Origin of the sequence: Actinacidiphila acididurans (assembly GCF_016918855.1) — a bacterium.
Lineage (GTDB): Bacteria > Actinomycetota > Actinomycetes > Streptomycetales > Streptomycetaceae > Actinacidiphila > Actinacidiphila acididurans.
Genome location: NZ_JADKYB010000005.1, coordinates 356,161 through 378,900 on the forward strand (window position 1 = coordinate 356,161; position 22,740 = coordinate 378,900).

The 22,740-nt window shown below is 72.5% G+C and carries 22 protein-coding genes; 3 read left to right on the plus strand and 19 right to left on the minus strand.

Going from position 1 to position 22,740, the window contains the following annotated elements:
• Nucleotides 1-29 precede the first annotated feature (29 nt).
• From ITX44_RS11750 to ITX44_RS11760, 3 genes are read right to left on the minus strand one after another with little or no spacing between them, the layout of a single operon-like run.
• Nucleotides 30-1,046, minus strand: coding sequence for an ABC transporter substrate-binding protein (locus ITX44_RS11750; protein WP_205357058.1), 1,017 nt, complete (start codon nt 1,044-1,046; stop codon nt 30-32).
• The gene (locus tag ITX44_RS11755; protein ID WP_205357059.1) at nt 1,043-1,801 is read right to left on the minus strand and encodes an ABC transporter permease; all 759 of its coding nucleotides are present in this window, start codon (nt 1,799-1,801) and stop codon (nt 1,043-1,045) included. The genes ITX44_RS11750 and ITX44_RS11755 overlap by 4 nt, the downstream gene beginning before the upstream one ends.
• Nucleotides 1,798-2,607: an ABC transporter permease gene (locus tag ITX44_RS11760; RefSeq protein ID WP_205357060.1), complete on the minus strand. Its 810-nt coding sequence runs from the start codon at nt 2,605-2,607 to the stop codon at nt 1,798-1,800. The genes ITX44_RS11755 and ITX44_RS11760 overlap by 4 nt, the downstream gene beginning before the upstream one ends.
• Before the next feature lie 91 nt (nt 2,608-2,698).
• On the opposite strand from ITX44_RS11760, the gene ITX44_RS11765 reads away from it, so the two are divergent.
• Nucleotides 2,699-3,856, plus strand: coding sequence for an ABC transporter ATP-binding protein (locus ITX44_RS11765; protein ID WP_205357061.1), 1,158 nt, complete (start codon nt 2,699-2,701; stop codon nt 3,854-3,856).
• Between the two features lie 45 nt (nt 3,857-3,901).
• Here ITX44_RS11765 and ITX44_RS11770 read toward each other — a convergent pair whose 3' ends face one another.
• The 8 genes from ITX44_RS11770 to ITX44_RS11805 form a co-directional block, all read right to left on the minus strand.
• Nucleotides 3,902-4,399, minus strand: a complete 498-nt coding sequence (locus ITX44_RS11770; RefSeq protein ID WP_372440883.1) for a rhodanese-like domain-containing protein — start codon at nt 4,397-4,399, stop codon at nt 3,902-3,904.
• Between the two features lie 2 nt (nt 4,400-4,401).
• Nucleotides 4,402-4,929 carry a cupin domain-containing protein gene (locus tag ITX44_RS11775; protein ID WP_205357063.1) on the minus strand — a complete coding sequence of 176 codons (528 nt, stop codon included), beginning with the start codon at nt 4,927-4,929 and terminating at the stop codon, nt 4,402-4,404.
• A gap of 452 nt (nt 4,930-5,381) precedes the next feature.
• Nucleotides 5,382-5,882: a DUF3180 domain-containing protein gene (locus ITX44_RS11780; protein ID WP_205357064.1), complete on the minus strand. Its 501-nt coding sequence runs from the start codon at nt 5,880-5,882 to the stop codon at nt 5,382-5,384.
• A 59-nt stretch (nt 5,883-5,941) separates the two neighbouring features.
• Entirely contained in the window at nt 5,942-6,583 is a 642-nt protein-coding gene (folK, locus tag ITX44_RS11785; RefSeq protein ID WP_307795216.1) for a 2-amino-4-hydroxy-6-hydroxymethyldihydropteridine diphosphokinase, read from the minus strand.
• Nucleotides 6,580-6,939 carry a dihydroneopterin aldolase gene (folB, locus tag ITX44_RS11790; protein WP_205357065.1) on the minus strand — a complete coding sequence of 120 codons (360 nt, stop codon included), beginning with the start codon at nt 6,937-6,939 and terminating at the stop codon, nt 6,580-6,582. The genes folK and folB overlap by 4 nt, the downstream gene beginning before the upstream one ends.
• Before the next feature lie 135 nt (nt 6,940-7,074).
• The gene (locus tag ITX44_RS11795) at nt 7,075-7,554 is read right to left on the minus strand and encodes a nuclear transport factor 2 family protein (RefSeq protein WP_205357066.1); all 480 of its coding nucleotides are present in this window, start codon (nt 7,552-7,554) and stop codon (nt 7,075-7,077) included.
• Nucleotides 7,551-8,429 (minus strand): dihydropteroate synthase, encoded by an 879-nt coding sequence (gene folP / locus ITX44_RS11800; RefSeq protein ID WP_236060388.1) that lies wholly within the window; start codon nt 8,427-8,429, stop codon nt 7,551-7,553. Before folP ends, ITX44_RS11795 begins: the two co-directional genes overlap by 4 nt.
• Before the next feature lie 16 nt (nt 8,430-8,445).
• The gene (locus ITX44_RS11805) at nt 8,446-10,308 is read right to left on the minus strand and encodes a phosphatidylglycerol lysyltransferase domain-containing protein (RefSeq protein ID WP_236060389.1); all 1,863 of its coding nucleotides are present in this window, start codon (nt 10,306-10,308) and stop codon (nt 8,446-8,448) included.
• Between the two features lie 218 nt (nt 10,309-10,526).
• Here ITX44_RS11805 and ITX44_RS11810 point away from each other — a divergent pair, with 218 nt between their 5' ends.
• Nucleotides 10,527-11,630 carry an alpha/beta hydrolase gene (locus tag ITX44_RS11810; protein WP_205357067.1) on the plus strand — a complete coding sequence of 368 codons (1,104 nt, stop codon included), beginning with the start codon at nt 10,527-10,529 and terminating at the stop codon, nt 11,628-11,630.
• Nucleotides 11,631-11,701: 71 nt separating this feature from the next.
• Here ITX44_RS11810 and folE read toward each other — a convergent pair whose 3' ends face one another.
• The 6 genes from folE to ITX44_RS11840 all read right to left on the minus strand — a co-directional run bounded on the left by folE (nt 11,702) and on the right by ITX44_RS11840 (nt 18,639).
• Nucleotides 11,702-12,310, minus strand: coding sequence for a GTP cyclohydrolase I FolE (gene folE, locus ITX44_RS11815; RefSeq protein WP_205357068.1), 609 nt, complete (start codon nt 12,308-12,310; stop codon nt 11,702-11,704).
• A gap of 123 nt (nt 12,311-12,433) precedes the next feature.
• Nucleotides 12,434-14,488 carry an ATP-dependent zinc metalloprotease FtsH gene (ftsH, locus tag ITX44_RS11820; RefSeq protein ID WP_205357069.1) on the minus strand — a complete coding sequence of 685 codons (2,055 nt, stop codon included), beginning with the start codon at nt 14,486-14,488 and terminating at the stop codon, nt 12,434-12,436.
• Nucleotides 14,489-14,683: 195 nt separating this feature from the next.
• Nucleotides 14,684-15,238 carry a hypoxanthine phosphoribosyltransferase gene (gene hpt, locus ITX44_RS11825; protein WP_307795234.1) on the minus strand — a complete coding sequence of 185 codons (555 nt, stop codon included), beginning with the start codon at nt 15,236-15,238 and terminating at the stop codon, nt 14,684-14,686.
• 21 nt (nt 15,239-15,259) lie between these two features.
• The gene (gene tilS / locus ITX44_RS11830) at nt 15,260-16,255 is read right to left on the minus strand and encodes a tRNA lysidine(34) synthetase TilS (protein ID WP_205357070.1); all 996 of its coding nucleotides are present in this window, start codon (nt 16,253-16,255) and stop codon (nt 15,260-15,262) included.
• A gap of 168 nt (nt 16,256-16,423) precedes the next feature.
• A complete protein-coding gene (locus tag ITX44_RS11835; RefSeq protein ID WP_205357071.1) occupies nt 16,424-17,581 on the minus strand; it encodes an Rv3626c family coenzyme F420 biosynthesis-associated protein in 1,158 nt (385 codons plus the stop codon).
• 566 nt (nt 17,582-18,147) lie between these two features.
• Nucleotides 18,148-18,639 carry an inorganic diphosphatase gene (locus tag ITX44_RS11840; protein WP_205357072.1) on the minus strand — a complete coding sequence of 164 codons (492 nt, stop codon included), beginning with the start codon at nt 18,637-18,639 and terminating at the stop codon, nt 18,148-18,150.
• 87 nt (nt 18,640-18,726) lie between these two features.
• Here ITX44_RS11840 and dacB point away from each other — a divergent pair, with 87 nt between their 5' ends.
• A complete protein-coding gene (gene dacB / locus ITX44_RS11845; RefSeq protein WP_205357073.1) occupies nt 18,727-20,124 on the plus strand; it encodes a D-alanyl-D-alanine carboxypeptidase/D-alanyl-D-alanine endopeptidase in 1,398 nt (465 codons plus the stop codon).
• Nucleotides 20,125-20,400: 276 nt separating this feature from the next.
• Here the strand turns inward: dacB and ITX44_RS11850 are convergent, their stop codons facing one another.
• Together ITX44_RS11850 and ITX44_RS11855 are read right to left on the minus strand one after the other, a co-directional pair.
• Nucleotides 20,401-22,032, minus strand: coding sequence for a threonine/serine exporter family protein (locus tag ITX44_RS11850; protein ID WP_205357074.1), 1,632 nt, complete (start codon nt 22,030-22,032; stop codon nt 20,401-20,403).
• The gene (locus ITX44_RS11855) at nt 21,986-22,714 is read right to left on the minus strand and encodes a DedA family protein (protein WP_205357075.1); all 729 of its coding nucleotides are present in this window, start codon (nt 22,712-22,714) and stop codon (nt 21,986-21,988) included. Before ITX44_RS11855 ends, ITX44_RS11850 begins: the two co-directional genes overlap by 47 nt.
• Nucleotides 22,715-22,740 lie beyond the last annotated feature (26 nt).

Below are 22,740 nucleotides of genomic sequence, written 5' to 3' on the forward strand. Positions count from 1 at the left end.
GGGAGTGGGGCATCGGGGCCCCTTTATTTTCAGGTGCTTTGACCACCGGTCGGTGGCGCGTAATAAGAGGTCCGGTCCGCCAGCCCCTTGGACTTCACCCAACTGGCCGCGACATCGGCGGGCTTGAGCCGTTCCGCGTCCACCTTGCGGTCGAGTGCGGCGAGATCGGCGGTGGTGAGAACGGCGGTCAGCCGCCCGAGCGCGGCGGCCACCGAAGGGTCACCCGCGGTACGCGCGTTGACCACGGGCACCACGTTGTCGGCGTTCTGCAAGCGCTTGTCGTCGGCCAGCAGGACCAGGCCGTACGTGTCCAGCGTGGCGTCCGTGGTGGTGGTGAGCACCATCTGGTCGGTGCCGTCGGCGACGGCCTGTTTGGACTGCGCGGTGGCCACTCCCTTGGGATCCACGGAGGTGATGTCGATGCCGTAGACGGACTTCAGGCCCGGTTCGCAGAACCGCCGGTCGGCGCATTCGTCACCCGCCGCCAATTTGATCTTGAGCTTGGCCGCGCCAAGATCGGAAAGCGTCTTCAGGTGATGCGCGGCGGCGAACTTCTTGGAGACGGCAAAGGCATTCCGGTCGGCCGCCTGCCCGGCCGGCAGCACCTTCAGACCGCGGGGAACCGCGAGCCGGCCGAGCGCGGCCATGGTGACGGGAAGGTCGGGAGAGGCCACGGGCGCGGCCTTCGGACCGTGCGTCTTGGTGTTGAGGAACTCCGCGAGGGTCGCCGCGTACTCGGGAACCACATCGATCCGGCCATTTTCGAGCGCGGGTTCGTACAGCTCCCGGGTCTGCACGGTGCGCACCGCGACCGGATGGCCGGCGGCGGCGAGCACATGAGCGTAGAGCTGGGCGAGGACGGCGCTCTCGGTGAAGCCGGCCGAACCGACCACCAGGGCGCCGTGCGCGCCGCCGCCGGTGCCGGCCGAGGCGTGGGCGCGGGCCCGCTGCTCCAGGCTCTGCCCGCAGCCGGTGACGCAGCCGCCGGCGCAGGCGGCGAGCAGCAGGGCGGCGGCCGCGGTACGGCGCTTGCGGGCGGTGGTCATCGCTGCGGCACCTCCTCCGGTCCGGGCGCCGATGACCTGTCACCGGGGGTCGTACGGGCCCGGTCGCGCGGACCGTCGCCGGCCGACCGGGCGCGCGGCCGGCCTCCCGGGTCGACCAGGCGCTGCACGCCCGCGCAGGCCCCCTCCACCAGCAGCGCGAGGGCGGCGACCAGCACCGCGCCGGCCAGTACCTCGGCAGTGACCTGGCGGCTGAAGCCGGCGGTGATGATGCGGCCGAGCCCGCCGAACCCGGCCATGGCGGCGAGTGTGGCGGTGGCCACCACCTGCACGGCGGCGGACCTGACGCCGGTCCAGATCAGCGGCATCGCGAGCGGCAACTCGATCCGCAGCAGCAGCTGACCGCCGGTCATCCCCATGCCGCGGGCTGCCTCCACCACGTCGCGGTCCACCTCGCGCATCCCGACCCAGGTGTTGGCCAGCATGGGCGGCACCGCGAACAGCACCAGGGCGATGATCACCGGCCAGTCGCTGCCGGAGCCGAGCTGGACCAGCAGCAGGGTCAGCACGGCGAAGGTGGGCACCGCCCGGCCGGCCGCGGCCAGCGCGAAGGCGAGGGTGCCGCCGCGGCCGGCGTGCCCGAGGGCGACGGCCACGGGCAGCGCGAGCAGCACGGCCAGGCCCAGCGCGACCCCGCTGAAGTAGAGGTGCTCGGCCAGCCGGTGGGTCACCCCGTCCGGGCCGGTCCAGTGCGCCGCCGTGGTCAGCCAGTGCCAGGCGCCGGACACCGCGGTCACGAGGGCGCCGCCTGACGCTTGCCCGACCCGGACGCGGGGTTGCGCGGCCCCCGCCGCCGCCGGACCCGTACGGCCACCCGTCCGCGGCGGACCCACGGGGTCAGCAGCCACTGCACGACGGCCAGCGCGGCGTCGGCGGCGAGCGCCAGCAGGACGCACAGCACGGTGGCGGCCAGCACCTGCGCCTTGAAGTCGCGGTTGATGCCGTCGAGGAGGAGATTGCCCAGGCCCCCGTAGCCGATGATCGCACCGACCGTGGTGAGCGCGACCGTCGAGACCGTGGCCAGCCGCAGTCCGGCCATCACCGCGGGCAGCGCGAGCGGGAGTTCGACGGTGCACAACAGCCGTCCGGGGCCGTATCCGAGCGCTTTCGCGGATTCCACTGCCTCGGCCGGAACGGCGCGCAGTCCGGCGAGTGTGTTGCGCACCAGAATGGTCAGCGAATACAGCACCAATCCGGTGACGACGAGCGCCGCCGAGATTCCCCAGAACGGCAGCAGCAGCGAGAACATCGCCAGCGACGGAATGGTGTACAGGACGGTGGTGACCGCGAGCACCGGACCGGCCAGCGACCGTACCCGGCGGGCCAGCAGGGCCAGCGGCAGCGCCACGACCAGGCCGATCGCGACCGCGGTCGCGGTGATCCACAGGTGCTGGACCAGGGAGCCGGTCAACTCCTGCCGGTAGACGCGCAGGTATTTCCCGCAGATCCAGGAATTCTCGGTCAGGCAGCTCCGCCCGGGCTGCCGTAACGGCCGGGACTGCCAGAACCGCGGAAACTCCAAGAGCTCCGGATATTCGGCCATGCGGGTTCCACCTCCTTCACCGGACGCGGCGGCGGGTACGGGGACGGCCGCAGCGAATAGTACGGTGAACCGATCCGAATACCGAGGACCCATGATTCGATTCGAGAATGTCAGCAAGCGGTACCCGGACGGCACCACCGCGGTCGACGCACTGTCGTTCGAGGTGCGGGCGGGTGAACTGGTCACGCTGGTCGGGCCGTCCGGGTGCGGCAAGACCACGACGATGAGGATGGTCAACCGGCTCGTCGAGCCCACCTCGGGCTCGGTGCTGCTGGACGGCCGGGACGTGGCCGAGGCCGACGCGGTCGCGCTGCGGCGGCGGATCGGCTACGTGGTGCAGCAGGGCGGGCTGTTCCCGCACCGGTCGGTGCTGGACAACACCGCGGCGGTGCCGTTGCTGCTGGGCCGGCCGCGCGCCGCCGCCCGGGCCCGCGCGGCGGAACTGCTGGAACTGGTCGGGCTGGATCCGGCGGTGTTCGGCCCGCGCTACCCCGACCAGCTCTCCGGCGGGCAGCGGCAGCGGGTCGGGGTGGCCCGGGCGCTGGCCGGGGACCCGCCGGTGCTGCTGATGGACGAGCCGTTCGGCGCGGTGGACCCGGTGGTGCGCGACCGGCTGCAGCGCGAATTCCTGGACCTCCAGGGGCGGTTGCGCAAGACGGTGCTGTTCGTGACGCACGACATCGAGGAGGCGGTCCGGCTCGGCGACCGGATCGCGGTCTACGGGGAGGGCCGGATCGAGCAGTACGACACGCCGGCCGCGGTGCTCGGGGCGCCCGCCACGCCCTGGGTGGCCCAGTTCGTGGGCGCCGACCGCGGGCTGAAGCGGCTGGCGGTGACCCCGGTGCTGCCCGGCGACCTCGAAGAGCCCCCCACGCTGCGGCTCGACGATCCGGTCGGCGCCGCCGCGGCCGACCTCGCAGCCCGCGGCGCCCGCTGGGCGGTGGTACTGGACCGGGCCGGCGGCCTGCACGGCTGGGTGCCCGCGGAGGCCCTGTCGGCGCCCGGCGCGCAGGGCACGGTCGGCGGCCACGCCCGGCGGATGGCGGCCTGGGTACCGGTCGGCGCGCCCCTGAAGGAGGCGTTCGGCACGATGCTGCGGCACGACGCCGGATGGATCGCGGTCACCGACGGCGACCGCTTCCTCGGCGTCCTCACCCCGACCCGCCTCCACATGGCCCTGCGCCGCTCGGTGGAGGCGGACTCCTCGGGGGTGCCGCGGGAGGACGTGCGGATCGAGTCGGTGGGGTGAAGAGGCAAGGCTTTCAGGGGAGTACGGCTTCGCGGTCGTACGGTGCTACGCACCGCTCTGCTCTGCCGCGATGTGCGCGGTGGGCTTCGTCGGGGTGCCGTCGGGCGGGGTGACCGGGAGGCCGGCGGCGCGCCAGGCCTGGAAGCCGCCGACCAGATCGGTGGCCGCGGACAGGCCCAGGGCGTGCAGGGCGACGGCGGCCAGCGAGGAGGCGTAGCCCTCGTTGCAGATCAGGACCATCGTCAGGTCGTGGGAGGTGGCGCCGGCCACGCGGTGCGGGCTGGCCGGGTCCAGCCGCCATTCGAGTTCGTTGCGCTCGACGATGACGGAGCCGGGGATGGTGCCGTCGCGGTCGCGCAGGGCGCCGTACCTTATGTCGACCAGCAGGGCGCCGCCGGCCGCGGCCTGTGCGGCCTCGGCCGGGGTCAGCCGGTGCAGGCCCGCGCGGACCGCCGCGAGGTGCTCGTCGATGGAGCGGGGGCGGGGGTGGGCGGCCGGGGACGTCCGGCCGTTCTCGGCGGTGCTGTCGGCGGTAAGGCTCACCGTCACCATTCCTCGGGGCGCTCGACCATTTCCAGCCGCAGCGTACTGCCCTTGCGGCTGTAGCGCCTGATCAGCGGCAGCGGGGGGTAGTAGGCGTGCACGGAGACGGCGTGGCCGGTCTGCGAACGGTTGACGACCTGGTGGACGTGGTTACGGCCGAACGCGCGCCCCTTGCCCTCCGGCAGGATCCGGCGGCGGTCCAGGCCCTCGGCCAGTTCCAGCGAGCGCCAGCCCTCGGTGGGCAGCGGGACCGAGAGGGAGTCCTCGGTGAGTTCGCCCGCGGCGGTGACGAACACGCCGTACGAGCCGCCGTGGTCGTGCCACCCCGTCTCGGCGCCGGGCGGCCAGCCGAGCAGCCACGCCTCGGCGCCGCCGGGGCCTTCCAGGCGGACCCAGGTCCGCCCTTCCGGGTCGAGCGGCAGATTGGCGACCAGATCGCGATCGGCGGCCGTCCGGCGGGCGAAGTCCAGCAGGTCGGCGGCGGTGGGGGCGGCGAGGGAGGGTTTGGCGGAGGAAGCGGAGGTCGACACGGTGCACCAACCGGGAGAAGGTCGCGCCGACTCTTCCTGCGGGTAAGGCCGTGCGCGAGGGTGAACGGAGGGGTCGGAAGCGCGCGCTCAGCGCGCGGCCGTACACACGCAACCCGCGTACCGGAGCAGGTCCAGATGGACCCTCCGATGCAGACGCAGGCTTTTTCCGGTCACAGCCGTAAGGAACCACGTACGTGGGGTCCGGGTCAAGCGAGCTTCGCCCCGTTGTGCCTCTCTTTTCCCGGCTTGGGCCCGAGGGGGTTGGCCCTGCCCCTCGCTGCGGGTTCGCCCCGGGCACAGCCTTGCCCCGTGATGCCGGTTCGGCACCGGCGACCACCGCCGTCGTGGTTGCGCGCCGCCGCGCCGGCATGTGGGGGCCCCTCCGCGCGGGCCCCCCACACCCCGCGCGGAGCGCAGAGGGCAACCCCGTCCGGGGACAAAAACAAAAAGCGTCAGCGCGGCTGGCGGTGGTGGGCTTGGGCGTGGGGGGTGGTGTTGTCGTCGTCGGGGAGTTTGCAGATGCGTTCGAGGAAGATGGCGGCGGCGACTACGGCGATGCCGGCGAGGACGGCGGCGCCGGAGTAGATGGCCTGTTCGCGGCGGGGGGACATGTCGAGCTTGTACATGATGAGGTAGACGCAGGCGCCGCCGTAGAGGCCGGAGACGACGGCGGCGACGAGGGCGCTGGCCTGGCCGAAGACGACGGCGCGGGCGGCAGCGAGGGGGTCGACACCCTTGGCGCCGGGGCGGCGTTCACGCTGGGCCCTGAGGCGGGCGCGGATGGACAGGGCGGTGGCGAAGAGGGCGACCGCGATGAGGGCGAGCACGATGGGTGCGGCGAGGGGGACCCCGGGAAGGGTGCCGGCGCTGTCCCACAGGTGCGCGATGGCCCACGCGAGCACCACCGCGACCGCGAACAGTCCCGCGAGTGTCCTGATCCGCAGCGTCCTCACCGGCTGCCCGCCTCCAGCTCCACTGTCCAAACGCATCCCGCGCCGTACGTGCTCAACGATTACTCCGGCAGCCGGAGTTCCACGTCCCCGCGGCGCGCCACGCCCTGGACGCCGACGACGGCCACCAGATCGGCCACCGGCCCGCGGCCGGGGAGTACGGCGGCCGGGTCGACGTCGTACCACGGTACGAGGACGAAGGCCCGCTCGTGCGCCCGCGGGTGCGGCAGCGTCAGCAGGGGGTCGTCCGAGACCACGTCCTGGTAGACGACGATGTCCACGTCGATGGTGCGCGGCGCCCAGCGCTCGGTCCGCACCCGCCGGTACGCCTCCTCGATGGCGTGGGCGCGTTCCAGGAGGGCGGCCGGCGGCAGGGTGGTGCGGATCAGCACGACCGCGTTGAAGTAGCTGCCCTGGCTGCCGGGCGGCACGCCCCACGGCTCGGTCTCGTACACCGGGGAGACGGATCTCACCCGCACTCCGGGCGTGTCCTCCAGCGCGTCCACGGCCCCCTGGAGCGTCTCCAGCCGGTTGCCCAGGTTGCTGCCGAGCGCGACGACGGCGATCTTGGGGTTCTGCAGCGTGCTGTCGGCCGCGTCCACCTGGGCGACCACCGAGGCCGGCACGGGCTGCACCGTGGGGTCCACCGCGGGCTGGTCGGACTCGTCGGGGAAAGGTGCGAACTCGGGCGACTCGGAACTCACGGGCGCCTCCGGGTGATGGTGACGGTCACGTCCTCGAAGGGCACGGTGATCGGTGCCTCGGGTTTGTGCACCGTCACCTCGACTTCCTCCACCGTTTCGTGCCCCAGACAGGTGTCGGCGATGCGTTGCGCGAGGGTCTCGATCAGGTCGACCGGCTCGCCGGCCACCACGGCGGCGACCTGCTCGGCGATCACCCCGTAGTGCACGGTCCGGGCCAGGTCGTCGGTCGCCGCGGCGGCCGAGGTGTCCACGCCCAGGACCAGGTCCACGACGAAGGTCTGGCCGTTCTCCCGTTCGTGCGGGAACACCCCGTGGTGGCCGCGGACGCTCAGGCCGCGCAAGGTGATCTTGTCCACCGCGATTGCCTCCCGCCTTCCGTGCGCCCGACGAATCTACGGCACCGGTCGCGGCGTCCTCGGGCCGGTCCCACCGCCCGCACCGGCCGCTTCCGGGCCGTCACCCGGCGCTAGTGCCCCGTTCACCCGCCGCTCTCACAGCGCCGGCTCCTCCGGCCCGTCCTCGCCCTCGTCGCCCTCCTCCTGCTCGGCCAGCACCGGGGAGCCGTGGTGCACCCACAGCCGCCAGCCGGCGGAGGTGCGGCGGAAGACGTTGGTGGCCACGACCAGCCCGCCGACCAGGGAGCCGGCCGAGCCGTCGTCCTCGGCGGGCCCGCCGGTGAGGATGTTCTCGGTGCAGGTCACCAGCGCGGTGTCGCCGTCCACGGCGACCTCGACATCGGTGAGGAAGAACTGGATGTAGTCGGTGCTGGCCATGATCAGCGCGTACGAGCGCATGACCTCGCCGCGGCCGCGCAGCACCGGCCAGCCGGGGTGCACCACGCTGACCGACTCGGCGAGCGGCCCGGTCAGCACGATGTTCTCCAGGGCGTCCAGGTCGGAGGTCTCCACCGCGTCGTAGAACGCCTGGTTGGCCGCCTCGACGGCCCGCGTCTCCGCGGTCTGGGCGGTCACGGGGTCTCCTCCCGGGCCTGGATCGCGCGCGCCACCCGTACGGCGTCGGCGCTGGCGTGCACCTCGTGGACGCGCACCGCCCAGGCGCCCTCGTGGGCGGCGATCGCGGTGACGGCGGCGGTGGCCGCGTCGCGTTCCCTGGCCGGGGGCGGGTCGCCGGCCTCGCCGGCCAGGACCCGGCCCAGGAACCGCTTGCGGGAGGCGGCGACCAGCAGCGGCCGGCCGAGGCGGCGCAGCTCGCCCAGGTGGGCCAGCAGGGTCAGGTCGTGCTCGGCGTTCTTGGCGAAGCCCAGGCCCGGGTCGAGCACGATCCGGTCCGGGTCGATGCCGCCGGCCACCGCGCGGTCCAAGCCGGCCCGCAGTTCGGCCAGCACTTCGGCGAGGACGTCGTCGTAGACGGCGCGGTTGTTCATGTCGATGCTCCGGCCGCGCCAGTGCATGACCACGAACGGGACGTGCGCGGCGGCGACCAGCGGGACCATCGCGGGGTCGGACAGGCCGCCGCTGACGTCGTTGACCAGCCGGGCACCGGCCTCTATCGCCTGCTCGGCGACCGTGGCGCGCATGGTGTCCACGCTGACCAGGACGCCGGCCGCGGCCAGCTCGCGGACCACGGGCACCACCCGGCGCAGTTCCTCGGCCTCGTCCACCCGGGTGGCGCCGGGCCGGGTGGACTCGCCGCCGACGTCCACCAGGTCCGCGCCCTGCGCCACCAGGTCCAGGCCGTGTTTGACGGCGAGCTCCCGGTCGAACCACCGGCCGCCGTCGGAGAAGGAGTCGGGCGTGACGTTCACCACGCCCATGACCGCGCAGCGGTCCCAGTCCGGCAGCCCCTGCGGCCGGATCCGGCCCGGTGCCGTACTCGTAGGGCTCATAGGGCCAGCCTACGGGTCAGGCGACCCGGCTTTCCTCGTGCGGGTCCTCCTCCTCGGCCGGCGTCGGCGCCGCCGCGTACCCGGCGCCCTGCCGGTGCGGGGCCCGCGAGGCCCGGCCGGGCAGGAACCGCTGGACGGCGGCGGGCAGCGGCAGGGACAGGGTGACGAATCCTTCCGCCTGCATGATCGCGAAGCCGATCCGGGGCAGGTCGCGGGAGTTGGGGAAGACCAGGAAGCGCGGCACCCACTCGGGCTGGAACTTGGCGTTGAACTTGTACAGCGACTCGATCTGGAACCAGCGGGAGAGGAAGACCAGCAGGCCGCGCCAGGTGCGCAGTACCGGTCCCGCGCCGATCCGCTCGCCGCGGGCCAGCGCGGAGCGGAACATCGCGAAGTTCAGCGAGACCCGGGCGACGCCCAGTTCGGGCGCGCCGCGCAGGGCGGCGACGATCAGCAGCTCGTTCAGGCCCGGGTCGGCGGCGCGGTCGCGGCGCATCAGTTCCAGCGACATGCCGTCCTCGCCCCAGGGCACGAAGTGCAGTACGGCCCGCAGGTCGCCGAGCTCGGGGTGCGGGGCGCCGGGCTCGCGCTCCTTGTGGGCGGTGACCACCACGCAGTCGCCGTCGGCCTCCTCGCCGAACCGGCCCAGCGCCATGGAGAAGCCGCGTTCGGTGTCGGTGCCGCGCCAGGCGTCGGCGGCCAGGCGCACCGCTTGCCTCTCGTTCTCGGTGAGCTCGCGCACCCGGCGGACCCGGGTCTCGTAGCCGGAGCGCTCGATGCGCTTGACCATCTGGCGGACGTTGCGCATCGCGCGGCCCTCCAGGGTGAAGTCCGCGGTCCGCACGATCGCCTCGTCGCCGAGTTCCAGGGCGTCCAGGCCGGTCTCACGGGTCCACACCTCGCCGCCGGTCTCGCTGCACCCGACAACGGCCGGCAGCCAGGCGTGCGCCCGGGCCAGGTCCATGAACTGCTCGATCGCGCCGGGCCAGGCCTCCACGTCGCCGATCGGGTCGCCGCCGGCCAGCATCACCCCGGACAGCACCCGGTAGCAGACCGCGGCCTTGCCGCTGGTCGAGAACACCACGGACTTGTCGCGGCGCAGCGCGAAGTGGCCGAGCGAGTCGCGGCGGCCGTGCCGGGCCAGCAGGGCGCGCAGCCGCTCCTCCTCGGCCTCGCTGAGCTCGGCGACCGGGCGGGCCGGGCGCAGCAGCAGGTAGCCGGTGGAGCAGGCGATCAGCAGGCCGAGGCCGCCGAGGGAGTAGGCGACCATGTCGTTGACCCGGTCGCTGGTGTACTGCACCGGGCCGACCACGCCGAACAGGCCGTACAGCACGTGCTGGCAGCGGTCCAGGAAGCTCGGGGTGCCGCGCTCGGAGGCCGGGTGGGCACTGGTGATGACCAGGCCCAGGGCGAACGCGAAGGCGCTCAGGCCGACGAAGTTGGCCGCGGCCCGCCAGCGGGTGCGCGGGTCGCCGAGCGCGGTGAACTGATCGCGGTGGACCAGCAGCAGCGCCAGCAGGCCGAGCGAGACGATCACGCCGAAGATCGAGTGGCGGTAGACGATCTGGGTGGCCGCGCCGACCGGCAGCAGCACCACGGTCGCCCACCAGGCGCGCTGCTTCCCGCGCTTGAGGGCGTGCGCCAGCATCAGCAGCAGGATGCCGGTGACGACCGAGGTGGCGGCGGCCAGCGAGCTGACCGTGCCGGGGAAGACGGCGGCCATGTGGTGCATCCGGCCGTTGCGGAAGGCGGGGAAGACCGCGCCCACCACGTCCAGCAGGCCGATCACGGCGGCGCCGGTGCCCATGATCGCGGGTACGGCGGAGGGCTTGAGCAACCACCGGTTGCGCCGGCGGCCGCAGGCGCGGTCAGCGGACATGTGCGACCGCCCACGGAACCCGGACCAGGCTTTCGCCCTCTACCTGTACAGACATCGGTCACCAAAATCCAGCATCAGCGGAATCACGGGTTTTCCGGGGAACTGCCCGCAATCTGCTCCAGTAGGAAGAATTGCGCCCTCTAGGACGGCTACCCGGGCCACCGGGTTCCCTCCCCGAGGGCGCAAGTGGGCGCGACACGGAAAGTACACCTGCCGACATGGGTCTCACGAGCAAGAAGGTGCTGCTCCTGGCATTCGTCCTCGCGACAGTGCTGTTCGGGCTGACGGTCTGGCTGTGGCCGAGGCTGTCCCGCCGCGGGGTCGTCCCGGTGCTGAGCCGGGTCGGGGTGCTGCTGGGCACGCAGCTCTCCCTGATCGCGGCGCTGGCGCTGTGGGCGAACTACTCCTTCGGCTTCTACGCCTCCTGGGCCGACCTGTTCGGCCAGAACACCACCCCGGGCGTGATCGTGGACCACGCGAGCGGCGACACCTCGGTACGGATGATCTCCGCGCTCCAGGTGAACGTGCCCGGCGGCGGGGTGCCGATGACCGGCGGCCAGATCCAGAAGGTGGTGGTGTACGGGCGCGCGTCGGGGATCAGCTCGACCGCGTACGTGTACCTGCCGCCGCAGTACTTCCAGCAGCCGCAGCGCCGCTTCCCGGCCGCCGTGGTGCTCACCGGCTACCCGGGCACCGCCGAGGCGCTGTTCAAGAAGATGCACTACCCCGAGGTCGCGGCCGGCCAGGTGCGGGGCGGGCGGGCGCAGCCGATGGTGCTGGTGATGCTGCGGCCCACCGTGGTGCCGCCGCGGGACACCGAGTGCATGAACGTGCCGCGCGGCCCGCAGACCGAGACGTTCTTCGCCACCGACCTGCGGGCGGCGCTGTCCGCCCGCTACCGGATCGGTGCCACGGGGGCGAGCTGGGGCGTGATCGGCGACTCCACCGGTGGCTACTGCGCCCTGAAGCTGGCCCTGCAGGAGCCGCAGGACTTCTCCACGGCGGTCGCGCTGTCCGGGGACTACGCGGCGCCCAAGGACGCCACCACCGGCGACCTGTTCGGCGGCAGCAAGGCGGTCCGGGAGCAGAACGACCTGGTCTGGCGGCTGCGCAACCTGCCGCAGCCGAAGGTGAGCCTGCTGGTGACCAGCAGCCGCAAGGGCGAGAAGAACTACCGCGCCACCTTGCGCTTCATCGCCCAGGTCAAGGGCCCGACCCGGGTCTCCTCGATCATCCTGCCCAGTGGCGGCCACAACTTCGGCACCTGGTCGCGGGAGATACCGCCGGCGATGCAGTGGCTGGCCGGGCACCTGTCGCCCTGACCGCCGTGCCGGTACGGTTCCGGGCCGCCTTACGCCGCCGGGCCGCGGTGGCCTCAGGAGCGGTTACGGCCTCAGGAGCGGCCGATGATCAGGCTCATCGCCTCGGCCCGGGTGGCGGGGTCGCGGAGCTGCCCGCGGACGGCCGAGGTGATGGTCTTGGCGCCCTGCTTGCGCACTCCGCGCATGGTCATGCACATGTGCTCGCACTCCACGACGACGATCACGCCGCGCGGCTCGAGGATCCGCATCAGGGCGTCGGCGATCTGCGTGGTCAGCCGCTCCTGCACCTGCGGGCGGCGGGCGTAGACGTCGACCAGGCGGGCCAGCTTGGACAGCCCGGTGATCTTGCCGGAGACGGCCGGGATGTAGCCGACATGCGCCACACCGACGAAGGGCACCAGGTGGTGCTCGCAGGACGACATCACCTCGATGTCCTTCACCAGCACCATCTCGTCGTGGCCGAGGTCGAAGGTGGTGGTCAGGACGTCCTCGGGGGACTGCCACAGCCCGGAGAATATCTCCCGGTACGCGCGGGCGACCCGCGCCGGGGTCTCCCGCAGGCCCTCCCGGTCCGGGTCCTCCCCGACCGCGTAGAGCAGCTCACGGATCGCGGCCTCGGCTCGCTTTTCGTCGAACTCGCCGGCGGGTCCGTCACCGATGAGCGTCACGGGATCGGTCATGGCTGTCTCGTCCTCCTGCTGTGCAAGCGCACGGTCCCTTGCACGACCGCGGCCCCAAGGCTAGAACCCTGGGGCCGCGAACTGCATTCCGGTATCGCCCGGACCTGCGATGTTTCGGGTGATTCAGCTCTCTCCCCGACCGTCCTCGGGCAGTTCCACCGGCTCGGCACCGGGCTTGGTGGTGGAGACCGTGGGACGGGCACTGCCGTTGGCGGGCTGGGAGCCGTTGGTCAGCGCCAGCTCCTTCGGCGAGAGCACCGGCGGCCGGGTGGAGGGGGCCCGCCGGGCGGAGCCCGTCCAGGCCGGACGCGGCGGACGCTTGACGACAGGCGCGAAGATCTCGGCGATCTCCTGCTTGTTCAGCGTCTCCTTCTCCAGCAGCGCCAGCACGAGGTTGTCCAGGACGTCGCGGTTCTCGACCAGGATCTCCCAGGCCTCGTTGTGCGCCGTCTCGATGAGCTTCTTGACCTCCTCGTCGACCAGCCCGGCGACCTCCTCGGAGTAGTCGCGCTGGTGACCCATCTCACGGCCCAGGAACGGCTCGGACTGGTCGGAGCCGAACTTGATCGCGCCCAGCCGCTCGGTCATGCCGTACTGCGTGACCATGGAGCGGGCGGTCGCGGTGGCCTTCTCGATGTCGTTGGAGGCGCCGGTGGTCGGATCGTGGAAGACGAGCTCCTCCGCGGCCCGGCCGCCCATCATGTACGCGAGCTGGTCGAGCATCTCGTTGCGCGTGGTGGAGTACTTGTCCTCGTCGGGCAGCACCATGGTGTAGCCCAGGGCGCGGCCGCGGGAGAGGATCGTCACCTTGTGGACCGGGTCGGAACTCGGCGAGGCCGCCGCGACCAGGGCGTGCCCGCCCTCGTGGTACGCGGTGATCTTCTTCTCCTTGTCCGACATGATCCGGGTGCGCTTCTGCGGACCGGCCACCACGCGGTCGATGGCCTCGTCCAGCGTGCCGTTGTCGATCAGCTTCCCGTCGCTGCGGGCGGTCAGCAGGGCGGCCTCGTTGAGCACGTTGCTCAGGTCGGCGCCGGTGAAGCCGGGGGTGCGGCGGGCGACGGCCATCAGGTCGACGTCCGGGGCGATCGGCTTGCCCTTCTGGTGCACCTTCAGGATCTCCAGGCGGCCCTGGAGGTCCGGCGGGTCCACCGCGATCTGCCGGTCGAAGCGGCCCGGACGCAGCAGCGCCGGGTCCAGGATGTCGGGCCGGTTGGTGGCCGCGATCAGGATCACACCGCCCTTGACGTCGAAGCCGTCCATCTCGACCAGCAGCTGGTTGAGGGTCTGCTCACGCTCGTCGTGACCGCCACCGAGGCCCGCGCCGCGGTGCCGGCCGACGGCGTCGATCTCGTCCACGAAGACGATCGCCGGGGCGTTCGCCTTGGCCTGCTCGAACAGGTCGCGGACCCGGCTGGCGCCGACGCCGACGAACATCTCGACGAAGTCCGAGCCGGAGATCGAGTAGAACGGCACGCCCGCCTCGCCGGCCACGGCCCGGGCCAGCAGGGTCTTGCCGGTGCCGGGGCGGCCGTAGAGCAGCACGCCCTTGGGGATCTTGGCGCCGACGGCCTGGAACTTGGCGGGCTCCTGCAGGAACTCCTTGATCTCCTGGAGCTCCTCCACCGCCTCGTCGCAGCCGGCCACGTCGGCGAAGGTGGTCTTGGGGGTGTCCTTGGTGATCAGCTTGGCCTTGGACTTCCCGAACTGCATGACGCGCGAACCGCCGCCCTGCATCTGGTTCATCAGGAAGAGGAAGACCACGACGATCAGGACGAACGGCAGCAGCGACAGCAGGATGCCGACGAAGGCGTTCTGCTTGGACTGCGAGACGGTGTAGTGACCGGGGAGGGAGACGCCCGGAACCTTGCCGTTCTCGATGTTCTGCAGCGTCGTGGCGATGTTGGAGCCCTGCTGATCGCCGATGTAGGACGCGCGGATCTTGCTGCTGCCCTCGATCTTGATGCCGTCCTTGAGCTGCACCTTGACGGAGTTGTCGTCGCCTGTGGTGAGCTGGGCGTTGTCGGCCTTGTTGGTCTCGATCGCATTGATGACCACGCCGGTGTCAACCGTCTTGTAGCCGCCGCCGGACCCGACGACCTGCATCAACACGACCACGGCGAGGACAGCCAGCACGATCCACATGACTGGCCCACGGAAATAGCGCTTCACGTCCATCCATGCGGGGCGATCACGCCCCGTCCCTCCTGCCACTGTGAGGCACCGCGTCCGGTCGGCCGCGCGTGCATCCGGTGTATTGACCCGACCTTCGGACCGTACCCCAGCATTGTCACCCGAGGTTGCCGCAGACCGTTAACAAACCCGCTTTCCCCTGCTCCAACGCCGGGAAACCGGGAAGGGTTCCCCCCGGCCTCAGCCGCCGTAGACGTGCGGGGCAAGGGTGCCCACGAACGGCAGGTTGCGGTACTTCTCCGCGTAGTCCAGGCCGTAGCCGACCACGAACTCGTTGGGGATGTCGAAACCGGTGTACTTGACGTCGATCTCCACCTTGGCCGCCTCCGGCTTGCGCAGCAGCGTGCACACCTCCAGCGAGGCCGGGCCGCGCGAGCCCAGGTTGCTGATCAGCCAGGACAGCGTCAGCCCGGAGTCGATGATGTCCTCGACGATGAGGACGTCCCGGCCGGCGATGTCGGTGTCCAGGTCCTTGAGGATGCGGACCACTCCGGAGGACTTGGTACCGGCTCCGTAGGAGGACACCGCCATCCAGTCCATGGTGACACGCGAGGACAGGGCGCGGGCCAGGTCGGCCATCACCATCACGGCGCCCTTCAGCACACCCACGATCAGCAGGTCCTTGCCCGCGTAGTCCCGGTCGATCTCGGCGGCCAGCTCCAGCAGCTTCGCGTCGATCTCTGCCTTGGTGATGAGCACCTTCTCCAGCTCGGCACCCATGTCGATCTCGTTCACTGCGCGGTACATCCTCAAGGTCTACGACGGCGTGAAGAACAGTCTGCCATTCGACCTCAAGGCGGCGACGCCCCCGGGCAGGTTGATGGCCTTCTGCCCGCGCCAGCCGGTGACCAGCCGGTCCACCTCCTCGATGTGCCGGGCGAACAGGAAGCCCGGCGGGGAGCCGGCGGCGACCGCGGCCCGCCGGATCACCCGGCGGCGCACCGCGGGCGGCAGGGTGTGCAGCCGGGCCACGTCCAGGCTGCCGTCCTCGCAGGCGGCCTCGCCCTGGGCGTCGGCGGCCCACTGGTCCAGCGCGTCGGCGTCGTCCCGGGATAGCTGCGCGGTACGGGCCAGCGCCTCGACCACGCCCTTGCCGAGCGACTTCTCCAGCACCGGCAGCGCCTCGTGGCGGACCCGGGAGCGGGTGTACGCCGGGTCGTGGTTGTGCGGGTCCTCCCAGACGGTGATCCCCTGGGCCAGGCAGCCCCGGCGTACGGTGTCGCGGTCCAGCAGCAGGAAGGGGCGGCGGTAGCGGCCGCCGACGCCGGAGACGGCGGCCATCCCGGACAGCGAACGGATGCCGGAGCCGCGGGCCAGGCCCAGCAGCACCGTTTCTGCCTGATCGTCCCTGGTGTGGCCGAGCAGGACGGCGGCGGCGCCGCGGCGCTCGGCGGTGGCGTCCAGCGCGGCGTACCGCGCGTCGCGGGCGGCGGCCTCGGGGCCGCCCTGGCGGCCGACGGTGACACCGACCGCGTCGACCGGGTCCAGGCCGAGCGCGCACAGCCGGTCGGCGACCTCGCGGGCCCGGACGTCGGAGCCGGCCTGCAGGCCGTGGTCGACGGTGACCGCGCCGGCCCGCACGCCGAGCCGGGGGGCCTCGAAGGCGAGCGCGGCGGCCAGCGCCATGGAGTCGGCGCCGCCGCTGCACGCGGCGAGCACCAGCGGGTGCGGGTCGGCGGACGTGGTGAGCACGTCGTGCAGGACGCGGCGGACGGCCAGACGTATCGCCGCGACCGTGGGGTGGGGTCCCATGTCCGGTTCCCTCCTGGCGGAATCGTGGGTGCTGCGGGTGCTGCGCTGGGCTCGGGGCGATGACGCAGGGTGTTCAGATGGTGACAGAAGCCCGCGCCTTACCCGAGCATCGCACGCGTCACCCCGCGCAGCGGTCCCTCGGACGGGTGAACCGGGTGGGTGTTGAGGTCACCCGTCGCCGCGGCTGTGCACCCGCGCGATCCAGTCCGCGGGTTTGGCGATCTCGGCCTTGGTGGGCAGGGTGTTGGGCGAGGTCCACACCCGGTTGAAGCCGTCCATGCCGGCCTCGTCGACCACGGCCCGCACGAAACGCTCGCCGTCGCGGTACTGGCGCAGCTTGGCGTCCAGGCCCAGCAGCCGGCGCAGCGCCTGGTCGAGCCGCCCGGCGCCGCTGGCCCGGCGCTGGGTGAACTTCTCCCGGATCTCGGCGACGGTCGGTACGACGTCGGGCCCGACGCCGTCCATCACGTAGTCGGCGTGCCCCTCCAGCAGCGACATCACCGCGGTCAGCCGGCCCAGCACCTCGCGCTGGGTGGGGGTCTGCACCAGGTCCACCAGGCTGCGGCCGTCCTCGTCGCCGTCGCCGGCGTCCCGGCCGGAGCCGGTGAAGGACTGCACGGCCTCGCGGAACCGCTCGATCACCGTCGAGGCGTCCAGGTCGGTCTCGCCGAGGAAGGTCTGGATCTCGCCCTCGATGTGGTCCCGCAGCCAGGGCACCGCGGAGAACTGGGTGCGGTGGGTCTCCTCGTGCAGGCACACCCACAGCCGGAAGTCGTGCGGGTCCACGTCGAGCTCGCGCTCCACGTGCACGATGTTGGGGGCGACCAGGAGCAGCCGGCCCGCCTTGGACTCGCCGGGGCCGGGCTTGACCGGGCCGGCCGGCATGTCGCGGGTCGGCGGGGCGAAGGTCTCGTACTGGCCCAGCACCCGCGAGGACAGGAAGCTCAGCAGCATGCCGACCTCGACGCCGGTGACCTTGCCGCCGACGGTGCCCAGCACCGCGCCGCCGGGGCCGCCCGGGCGGCGGGCCTGCATCTTGCCGAGCAGCGGCTTCAGGATCTCCCGGAAGCCGGCGACGTTCGCCTTCACCCAGCCGGGGCGGTCCACGATCAGCACCGGGGTGCCGTGCGGGCTCGGCTCGGCGTCGCCGTACATCTTCGTGTACGACCTGACGTGCCCCTCGGAGTCCTGCGCGTGCCGGCGCAGCTCGGCGACGATCGCGCGTGCCTCGTCCCGGCTCACCTCCGGGCCGGGCCGGGTCAGCCGCTGCGCGGTCGCCACGGCGAGGTTCCAGTCGACCATGTCGGTTCCACCGATGCTCGTCATGCTTTCACGGTACGGTGCCGCTCCCGCTTTGGGGGTTCCACCTCGATTACGCCTCCCCTCCGCCCGCTGCCTCGCCCTCTTCCCGGCTTGGGCTTTGCGCCCTCAATCGCCGGGCGGGCTCAGTTTTGGTACGGGTCGTGCATCCCTCTGCCCTCAAACGCCTGGCGGGCTCAGTTTTGGTGCGGGTCGTGCATCCCTCTGCCCTCAATCGCCGGGCGGGCTCAGTTTTGGTGCGGGTCGTGCATCCCTCTGCCCTCGAACGCCTGGCGGGCTGGGATTTTGCTCGGGCAGTGCTTTGGCGGCCGCGGCTGGGACGCGGGGCTCGCCGGGGATACCCAGGGGCGCGGGGAACTGCGCGACCAGCCCCATTCCATGGCGCGGGTCGTCACCGGCCCGAAGGGGCAGTTGCTGTCGTGTCCGGACCACCGGCCGGAACGGCCGGAACGAGCCGCCGGAACCCCACCAAGGTCCGCAAAGGAAACGCCCCGCCCGCCCGGCGAAGGACGAGTTGGGCGGGTCCAAGCCGGGAGGGCGGGGCGGAGGCGGGGAGGGCGAGCCCGGGGGGATCAGTGAGAGCCGCGCTCCTTGAGGCGGCGGAAGCTCTCCTCGATCTCGGCCTCGGCTTCGGCGCGGCCGACCCAGTCGGCGCCCTCGACGGACTTGCCGGGCTCGAGGTCCTTGTAGACCTCGAAGAAGTGCTGGATCTCGAGGCGGTCGAACTCGGAGACGTGGTGGATGTCGCGCAGGTGCTCCACGCGGGGGTCGGAGGCGGGCACGCAGAGGACCTTGTCGTCGCCGCCGGCCTCGTCGGTCATGCGGAACATGCCGATCGCGCGGCAGGTGATGAGGCAGCCCGGGAAGGTGGGCTCGTCGAGGAGGACCAGGGCGTCCAGGGGGTCGCCGTCCTCGCCGAGGGTGTTCTCGACGAAGCCGTAGTCGGCCGGGTAGCTGGTCGAGGTGAAGAGCCTGCGGTCCAGCCGGATCCGCCCGGTTTCGTGGTCCACCTCGTACTTGTTCCGCGAACCCTTAGGGATCTCGATCGTGACGTCGAACTCCAAGGCCCTACTCCTCCATGATCAGCGCGTACTGCGGGTGATTAAGTGTCTCCCACGCACACGAGTGGTTGCGAAAGGGGCTGGTTGCCGGTGCCCGTGGGCAGGACGTGGCCGATCGTCGCGGGGTCGGCCGCGATAGGTCTGGCGGTGGCCGTCGGGGCGGTGGCCACCGCCGGTCCGTGGGAGTCAGGACAGCGTACGGCCGAGCGGGCGTACGCCGCCGCCCGGGACCGGCGGCTGGACCGCCCGGCGGGCGGCGCCCACGCGGCCCCGGGGCACGGCGCCGGTCCCGCGGCCTGGGCGCTGCCGCCCGCGCGGGCCGCCGCGCCGGTGCTGGTCCCGGCGTCGGCCGGCGGCACCGGCACCGCCCCACCGCTCGCCCCCCGCCTGAATCCGCTGATGTCGGCCCCGGGCCTCGGCCCGTTGACCACCGGCGCGGTGATCGACGTGGCCGGCGGCCGGCTGCTGTACGGGCACGATCCGGCCACCGCCACCACCCCGGCCTCCACCACCAAGCTCGCCACCGCGGTCGCCGCGCTCGGCGTGCTCGGCCCCGACCACCGGCTGACCACCTCCGTGGTCTCCACCGGTCCCGGCCGGATCGTCCTGGTGGGCGGCGGCGACCCCACGCTGGACCTGACGCAGCTCGCCGCCGACACCGCCGCCGCCCTCAAGTCCGGCGGCACGCGTACGGTCACCCTGACCTACGACACCTCGTGGTTCGGCGCACCCGCGCTCCACACCATCGGCTACAACGACAACCTCGCGCCGGTGACCGCCCTCATGGCGGACGAGGGCCGGCTCGACAACAGCTCGAGCGGCCCGGCCCCCCGTGCCCAGGACCCGGCGGCCTCCGCGGCCGCGTCCTTCGCGAGCCTGCTGGCCGGCCACGGCGTCACCGTGCGGGACGAGCCGGAGCCCGGCAGCGGCAAGGGCGGCACCGTCCTCGCGACCCAGCAGTCGGCCGCACTGTCCGACCTGGTCGAGCGCATGCTCACCAACAGCGACAACGACCTGGCCGAGGCCCTGGTCCGGCAGACGGCCCGCGCGCTGGGCCTCCCGGCCACGTTCGCCGGCGGCGCCCAGGCGGTACGGCGGGTCCTCGGCCGGTACGGCGTCCCCCTCACCGGCGCCGTCTTCACCGACGGCAGCGGCCTCGACCACCGCGACCGCCTCTCCCCCCAGATCCTGGCCCGCGTCCTCGCCCTGGCCGCCGCCCCCGACCACCCCGAGCTCCGCCCGGTCCTCACGGGCCTGCCCGTCGCCGGCTTCACCGGCACGCTCTCCTCCCGCTTCCGCGCCACCCCCGGCGCCGGCGTCGTCCACGCCAAAACCGGCACCCTCACCGGTACGAATACGATCGCCGGCACCACGGTCACCCCCGAGGGCCGGCTCCTCGCCTTTTCTTTCATGACGCAGGGGGCGCCTGACCCTTCAGCCGCGCAGTCGGCCCTCGACCGGCTGGCCACGGCCCTCGCCGGCTCCTGAGCGCGGTTCGCCGCGCGTGCGGGTCCCTTTTCCGCCCGGGAGGGGTGGTTGCGCTGGTCTCCCGGCCTTCGGCCCGGTGATGGGTTTCTCGCGCCGGGGGCACCCCCGGACGGAGTCTGGGGGACCCCGCGCCCCTTCGGGGCGCCCCTGCCGCGGGCGGCAACCATCAGGGGCGCGGGGAACTGCGCGATCAGCCACGCACGGACAGAAGGTCCGGGCACGACAGCAACAACCCCTCCGGGCGGAAAACGACCCGCACCCCGGAGGAGCCGCCCGCTAGAAGCCGCGGGTACGTTTCGCCGCACGCCGTGGCCCGGGCGGACCGGGTGCCCTCAGCGCGAGACGCGCGACCTCATTGCCGAGGTTGACGCCGATCGCGATGGCCATCGCGAGGGCGGCCGCCTTCGTGAGCTGGGTCGCGCCCTGCGAGGTGTGGTGCTGGGTGAGGGCGAGGAGCCCGAAGTAGACGGCGGAACCCGGGAGGAGCGGGCCGATGGCGGCGGTGACGTAGGGGAGGACGGACACGTAGCGGTAGCGGGCCATGAGCTGGCCGAAGAGGCCGACGAGGCCGGCCGCGGCGGCGGTGGAGGCGACCTGGTTGCCGTGGGCCTGCTGGTGCAGGACGCCGTAGACGGTCCAGGCGACGCCGCCGTTGAGGGTGGCGAGCGGAAGGACGGCGCGTTCGCACTGGAGGAGGACGGCGAAGGCCAGGGTCAGCGCCATGGAGGCGAGAAGCTGGACCCAGGGGTGGTCGTAGGTGCGCAGCGCCTGGTCGGGGTTGAGCTGGGCGCCGAGGGCGAGGCCGGCGTAGAGGATGAGGGTGACGCCGATGACGATGCCGACGATGAGGTAGACCACTTCGAGCAGGCGGGCCGAGGCGGTGATGTAGAAGCCGGTCAGGCCGTCCTGGACGGCGGCGACGAGGGCGCGGCCGGGCAGCAGGGCGAACAGGCCACCGGTGATCACGGCGGAGGACTGCACTCCGGTGGCGCCGGGGATCCAGTGCGCGTACCGGTCGATGAGCACGCCCATGGCGGCGGCCGGCATCGCGGCGACGGCGAACTGGTAGAACTCGGGCAGTCCGCGCCCGGCGCACAGCCAGGCCAGGCGGTCGCCGAGCATGGCGGCGAGGGCCGCGGCCAGGAAGATCACCGGGTTGCCGCCGACCAGGGTGCTGGCGCCGCCCGCGAGCAGGCCGGCGGCGCCGGTGAGCACCCAGGAGTTGTACGGGTGCCGGTTGCGCCGGATGTCGGCGAGCCGTCGGTACGCGTCCTCGAGCGTGGTCTCGTGCTCGGTGATCGAGTCGACGAGCTGGAAGACGGCCGCGAGCCGGGTGTAGTCGGTGCCGCGCCGGCGGACGGTACGGCTCATGGTCAGCGGCGGTTCGGTCAGCGACGGCTGGTAGGAGATGCCCAGCAGGGTGAAGGTGACGTTGGGCTCGACGCGGGCCAGGCCGTAGGCGTAGGCGACGCCGAGCATCGCGGCCTCCACGTCCTCGGCGCCCTCGCCGCCGGACAGCAGCAGGTCGCCGATGCGCAGGGTGAGGTCGAGGACGCGCGGCGCGGACAGCGCGGGGGTGCCCTCGCCGCGTCCGGCCGGGGCGGGCCGTTCGGTGGCCGGCAGCCGGATCATGGCCCGCATCCGGTCCTGCCAGCGCGCGTCCTCCGGCGGCAGGACGACCAGGGGTATGCCCTCCGGCGGGGTGAACGCCGAGCGCATGCGCTCCCGCGCCGCGTCCCGGTCGCCCGGGCCGGCCGGACCGACCGCTCCGCCCGCGGAATCGTTACGGCGGGCCGGGCCGCCGCCGTTGCGGGGGTCCGGGCCGTCGGGTATCGCGGCGGAGTCGTGCGTGCTCAAGGGATCAGCGCTTCTGGGCCCGGTGCCGGCCGCCGCCGGGGCGGGGGGCATTGCCCATGGGGTTGGACATCGCGTCGTGGTCGGTGGCGGGCCGCTCGGCGGAGGCGGCGGCTTCGCCCTTGCGGCGGGAGCGCAGGTACTCGACGACCAGCGGCAGCACCGAGATCAGCACCACCAGGACGAGCATGGCCTCGATGTTCTTGTGCACGAAGTCGATCTGGCCCAGCCAGTAGCCGAGCACGGTGACGCCGGCGCCCCACAGGGTGCCGCCCAGCACGTTGTACGTGGCGAAGGTGCGGTAGCTCATCCGGCTGACCCCGGCGACGATCGGGGTGAAGGTACGGACCACCGGCACGAAGCACGCCATGACGATCGCCTTGGGCCCGTGGTGCTCGAAGAAGGCGTGCGCCTTCTCCACGTTCTCCGCCTTGAACAGCCGGGAATTCGGCCGCCGGAACAGGGAGGGGCCGACCTTGCGCCCGAACAGGTAGCCGACCTGCTCCCCGGCCACCGCGGCCACCGCGATGGAGACGGCCACCAGTGCCAGCGGCCGGTGCAGGGTGCCGGAGGCCACCAGCAGACCGGTCGTGAACAGCAGGGAGTCGCCGGGCAGGAAGAAGCCGATCAGCAGCCCCGACTCGGCGAAGACGACGAGCAGGACGCCCCACAGACCGTACGTGTTGATCAGATGATCCGGGTTGAGCCAGCTCGGGCCCAGCGCGAGGTTCGTCACGGTCCAAAAGTATCAATGCGTTGTTG

Coding starts and splice junctions, on each gene's coding strand:
- ftsH (WP_205357069.1), bottom strand. CDS start 14,488: ATGGACGTGAAGCGCTATTTCCGTGGGCCAGTCATGTGGATCGTGCTG.
- ITX44_RS11850 (WP_205357074.1), bottom strand. CDS start 22,032: ATGCCCCCCGCCCCGGCGGCGGCCGGCACCGGGCCCAGAAGCGCTGAT.
- ITX44_RS11835 (WP_205357071.1), bottom strand. CDS start 17,581: ATGACGAGCATCGGTGGAACCGACATGGTCGACTGGAACCTCGCCGTG.
- ITX44_RS11760 (WP_205357060.1), bottom strand. CDS start 2,607: ATGGCCGAATATCCGGAGCTCTTGGAGTTTCCGCGGTTCTGGCAGTCC.
- folE (WP_205357068.1), bottom strand. CDS start 12,310: ATGACCGATCCCGTGACGCTCATCGGTGACGGACCCGCCGGCGAGTTC.
- folP (WP_236060388.1), bottom strand. CDS start 8,429: ATGAGCCCTACGAGTACGGCACCGGGCCGGATCCGGCCGCAGGGGCTG.
- ITX44_RS11765 (WP_205357061.1), top strand. CDS start 2,699: ATGATTCGATTCGAGAATGTCAGCAAGCGGTACCCGGACGGCACCACC.
- tilS (WP_205357070.1), bottom strand. CDS start 16,255: ATGGGACCCCACCCCACGGTCGCGGCGATACGTCTGGCCGTCCGCCGC.
- ITX44_RS11810 (WP_205357067.1), top strand. CDS start 10,527: ATGGGTCTCACGAGCAAGAAGGTGCTGCTCCTGGCATTCGTCCTCGCG.
- ITX44_RS11805 (WP_236060389.1), bottom strand. CDS start 10,308: ATGTCCGCTGACCGCGCCTGCGGCCGCCGGCGCAACCGGTGGTTGCTC.
- ITX44_RS11750 (WP_205357058.1), bottom strand. CDS start 1,046: ATGACCACCGCCCGCAAGCGCCGTACCGCGGCCGCCGCCCTGCTGCTC.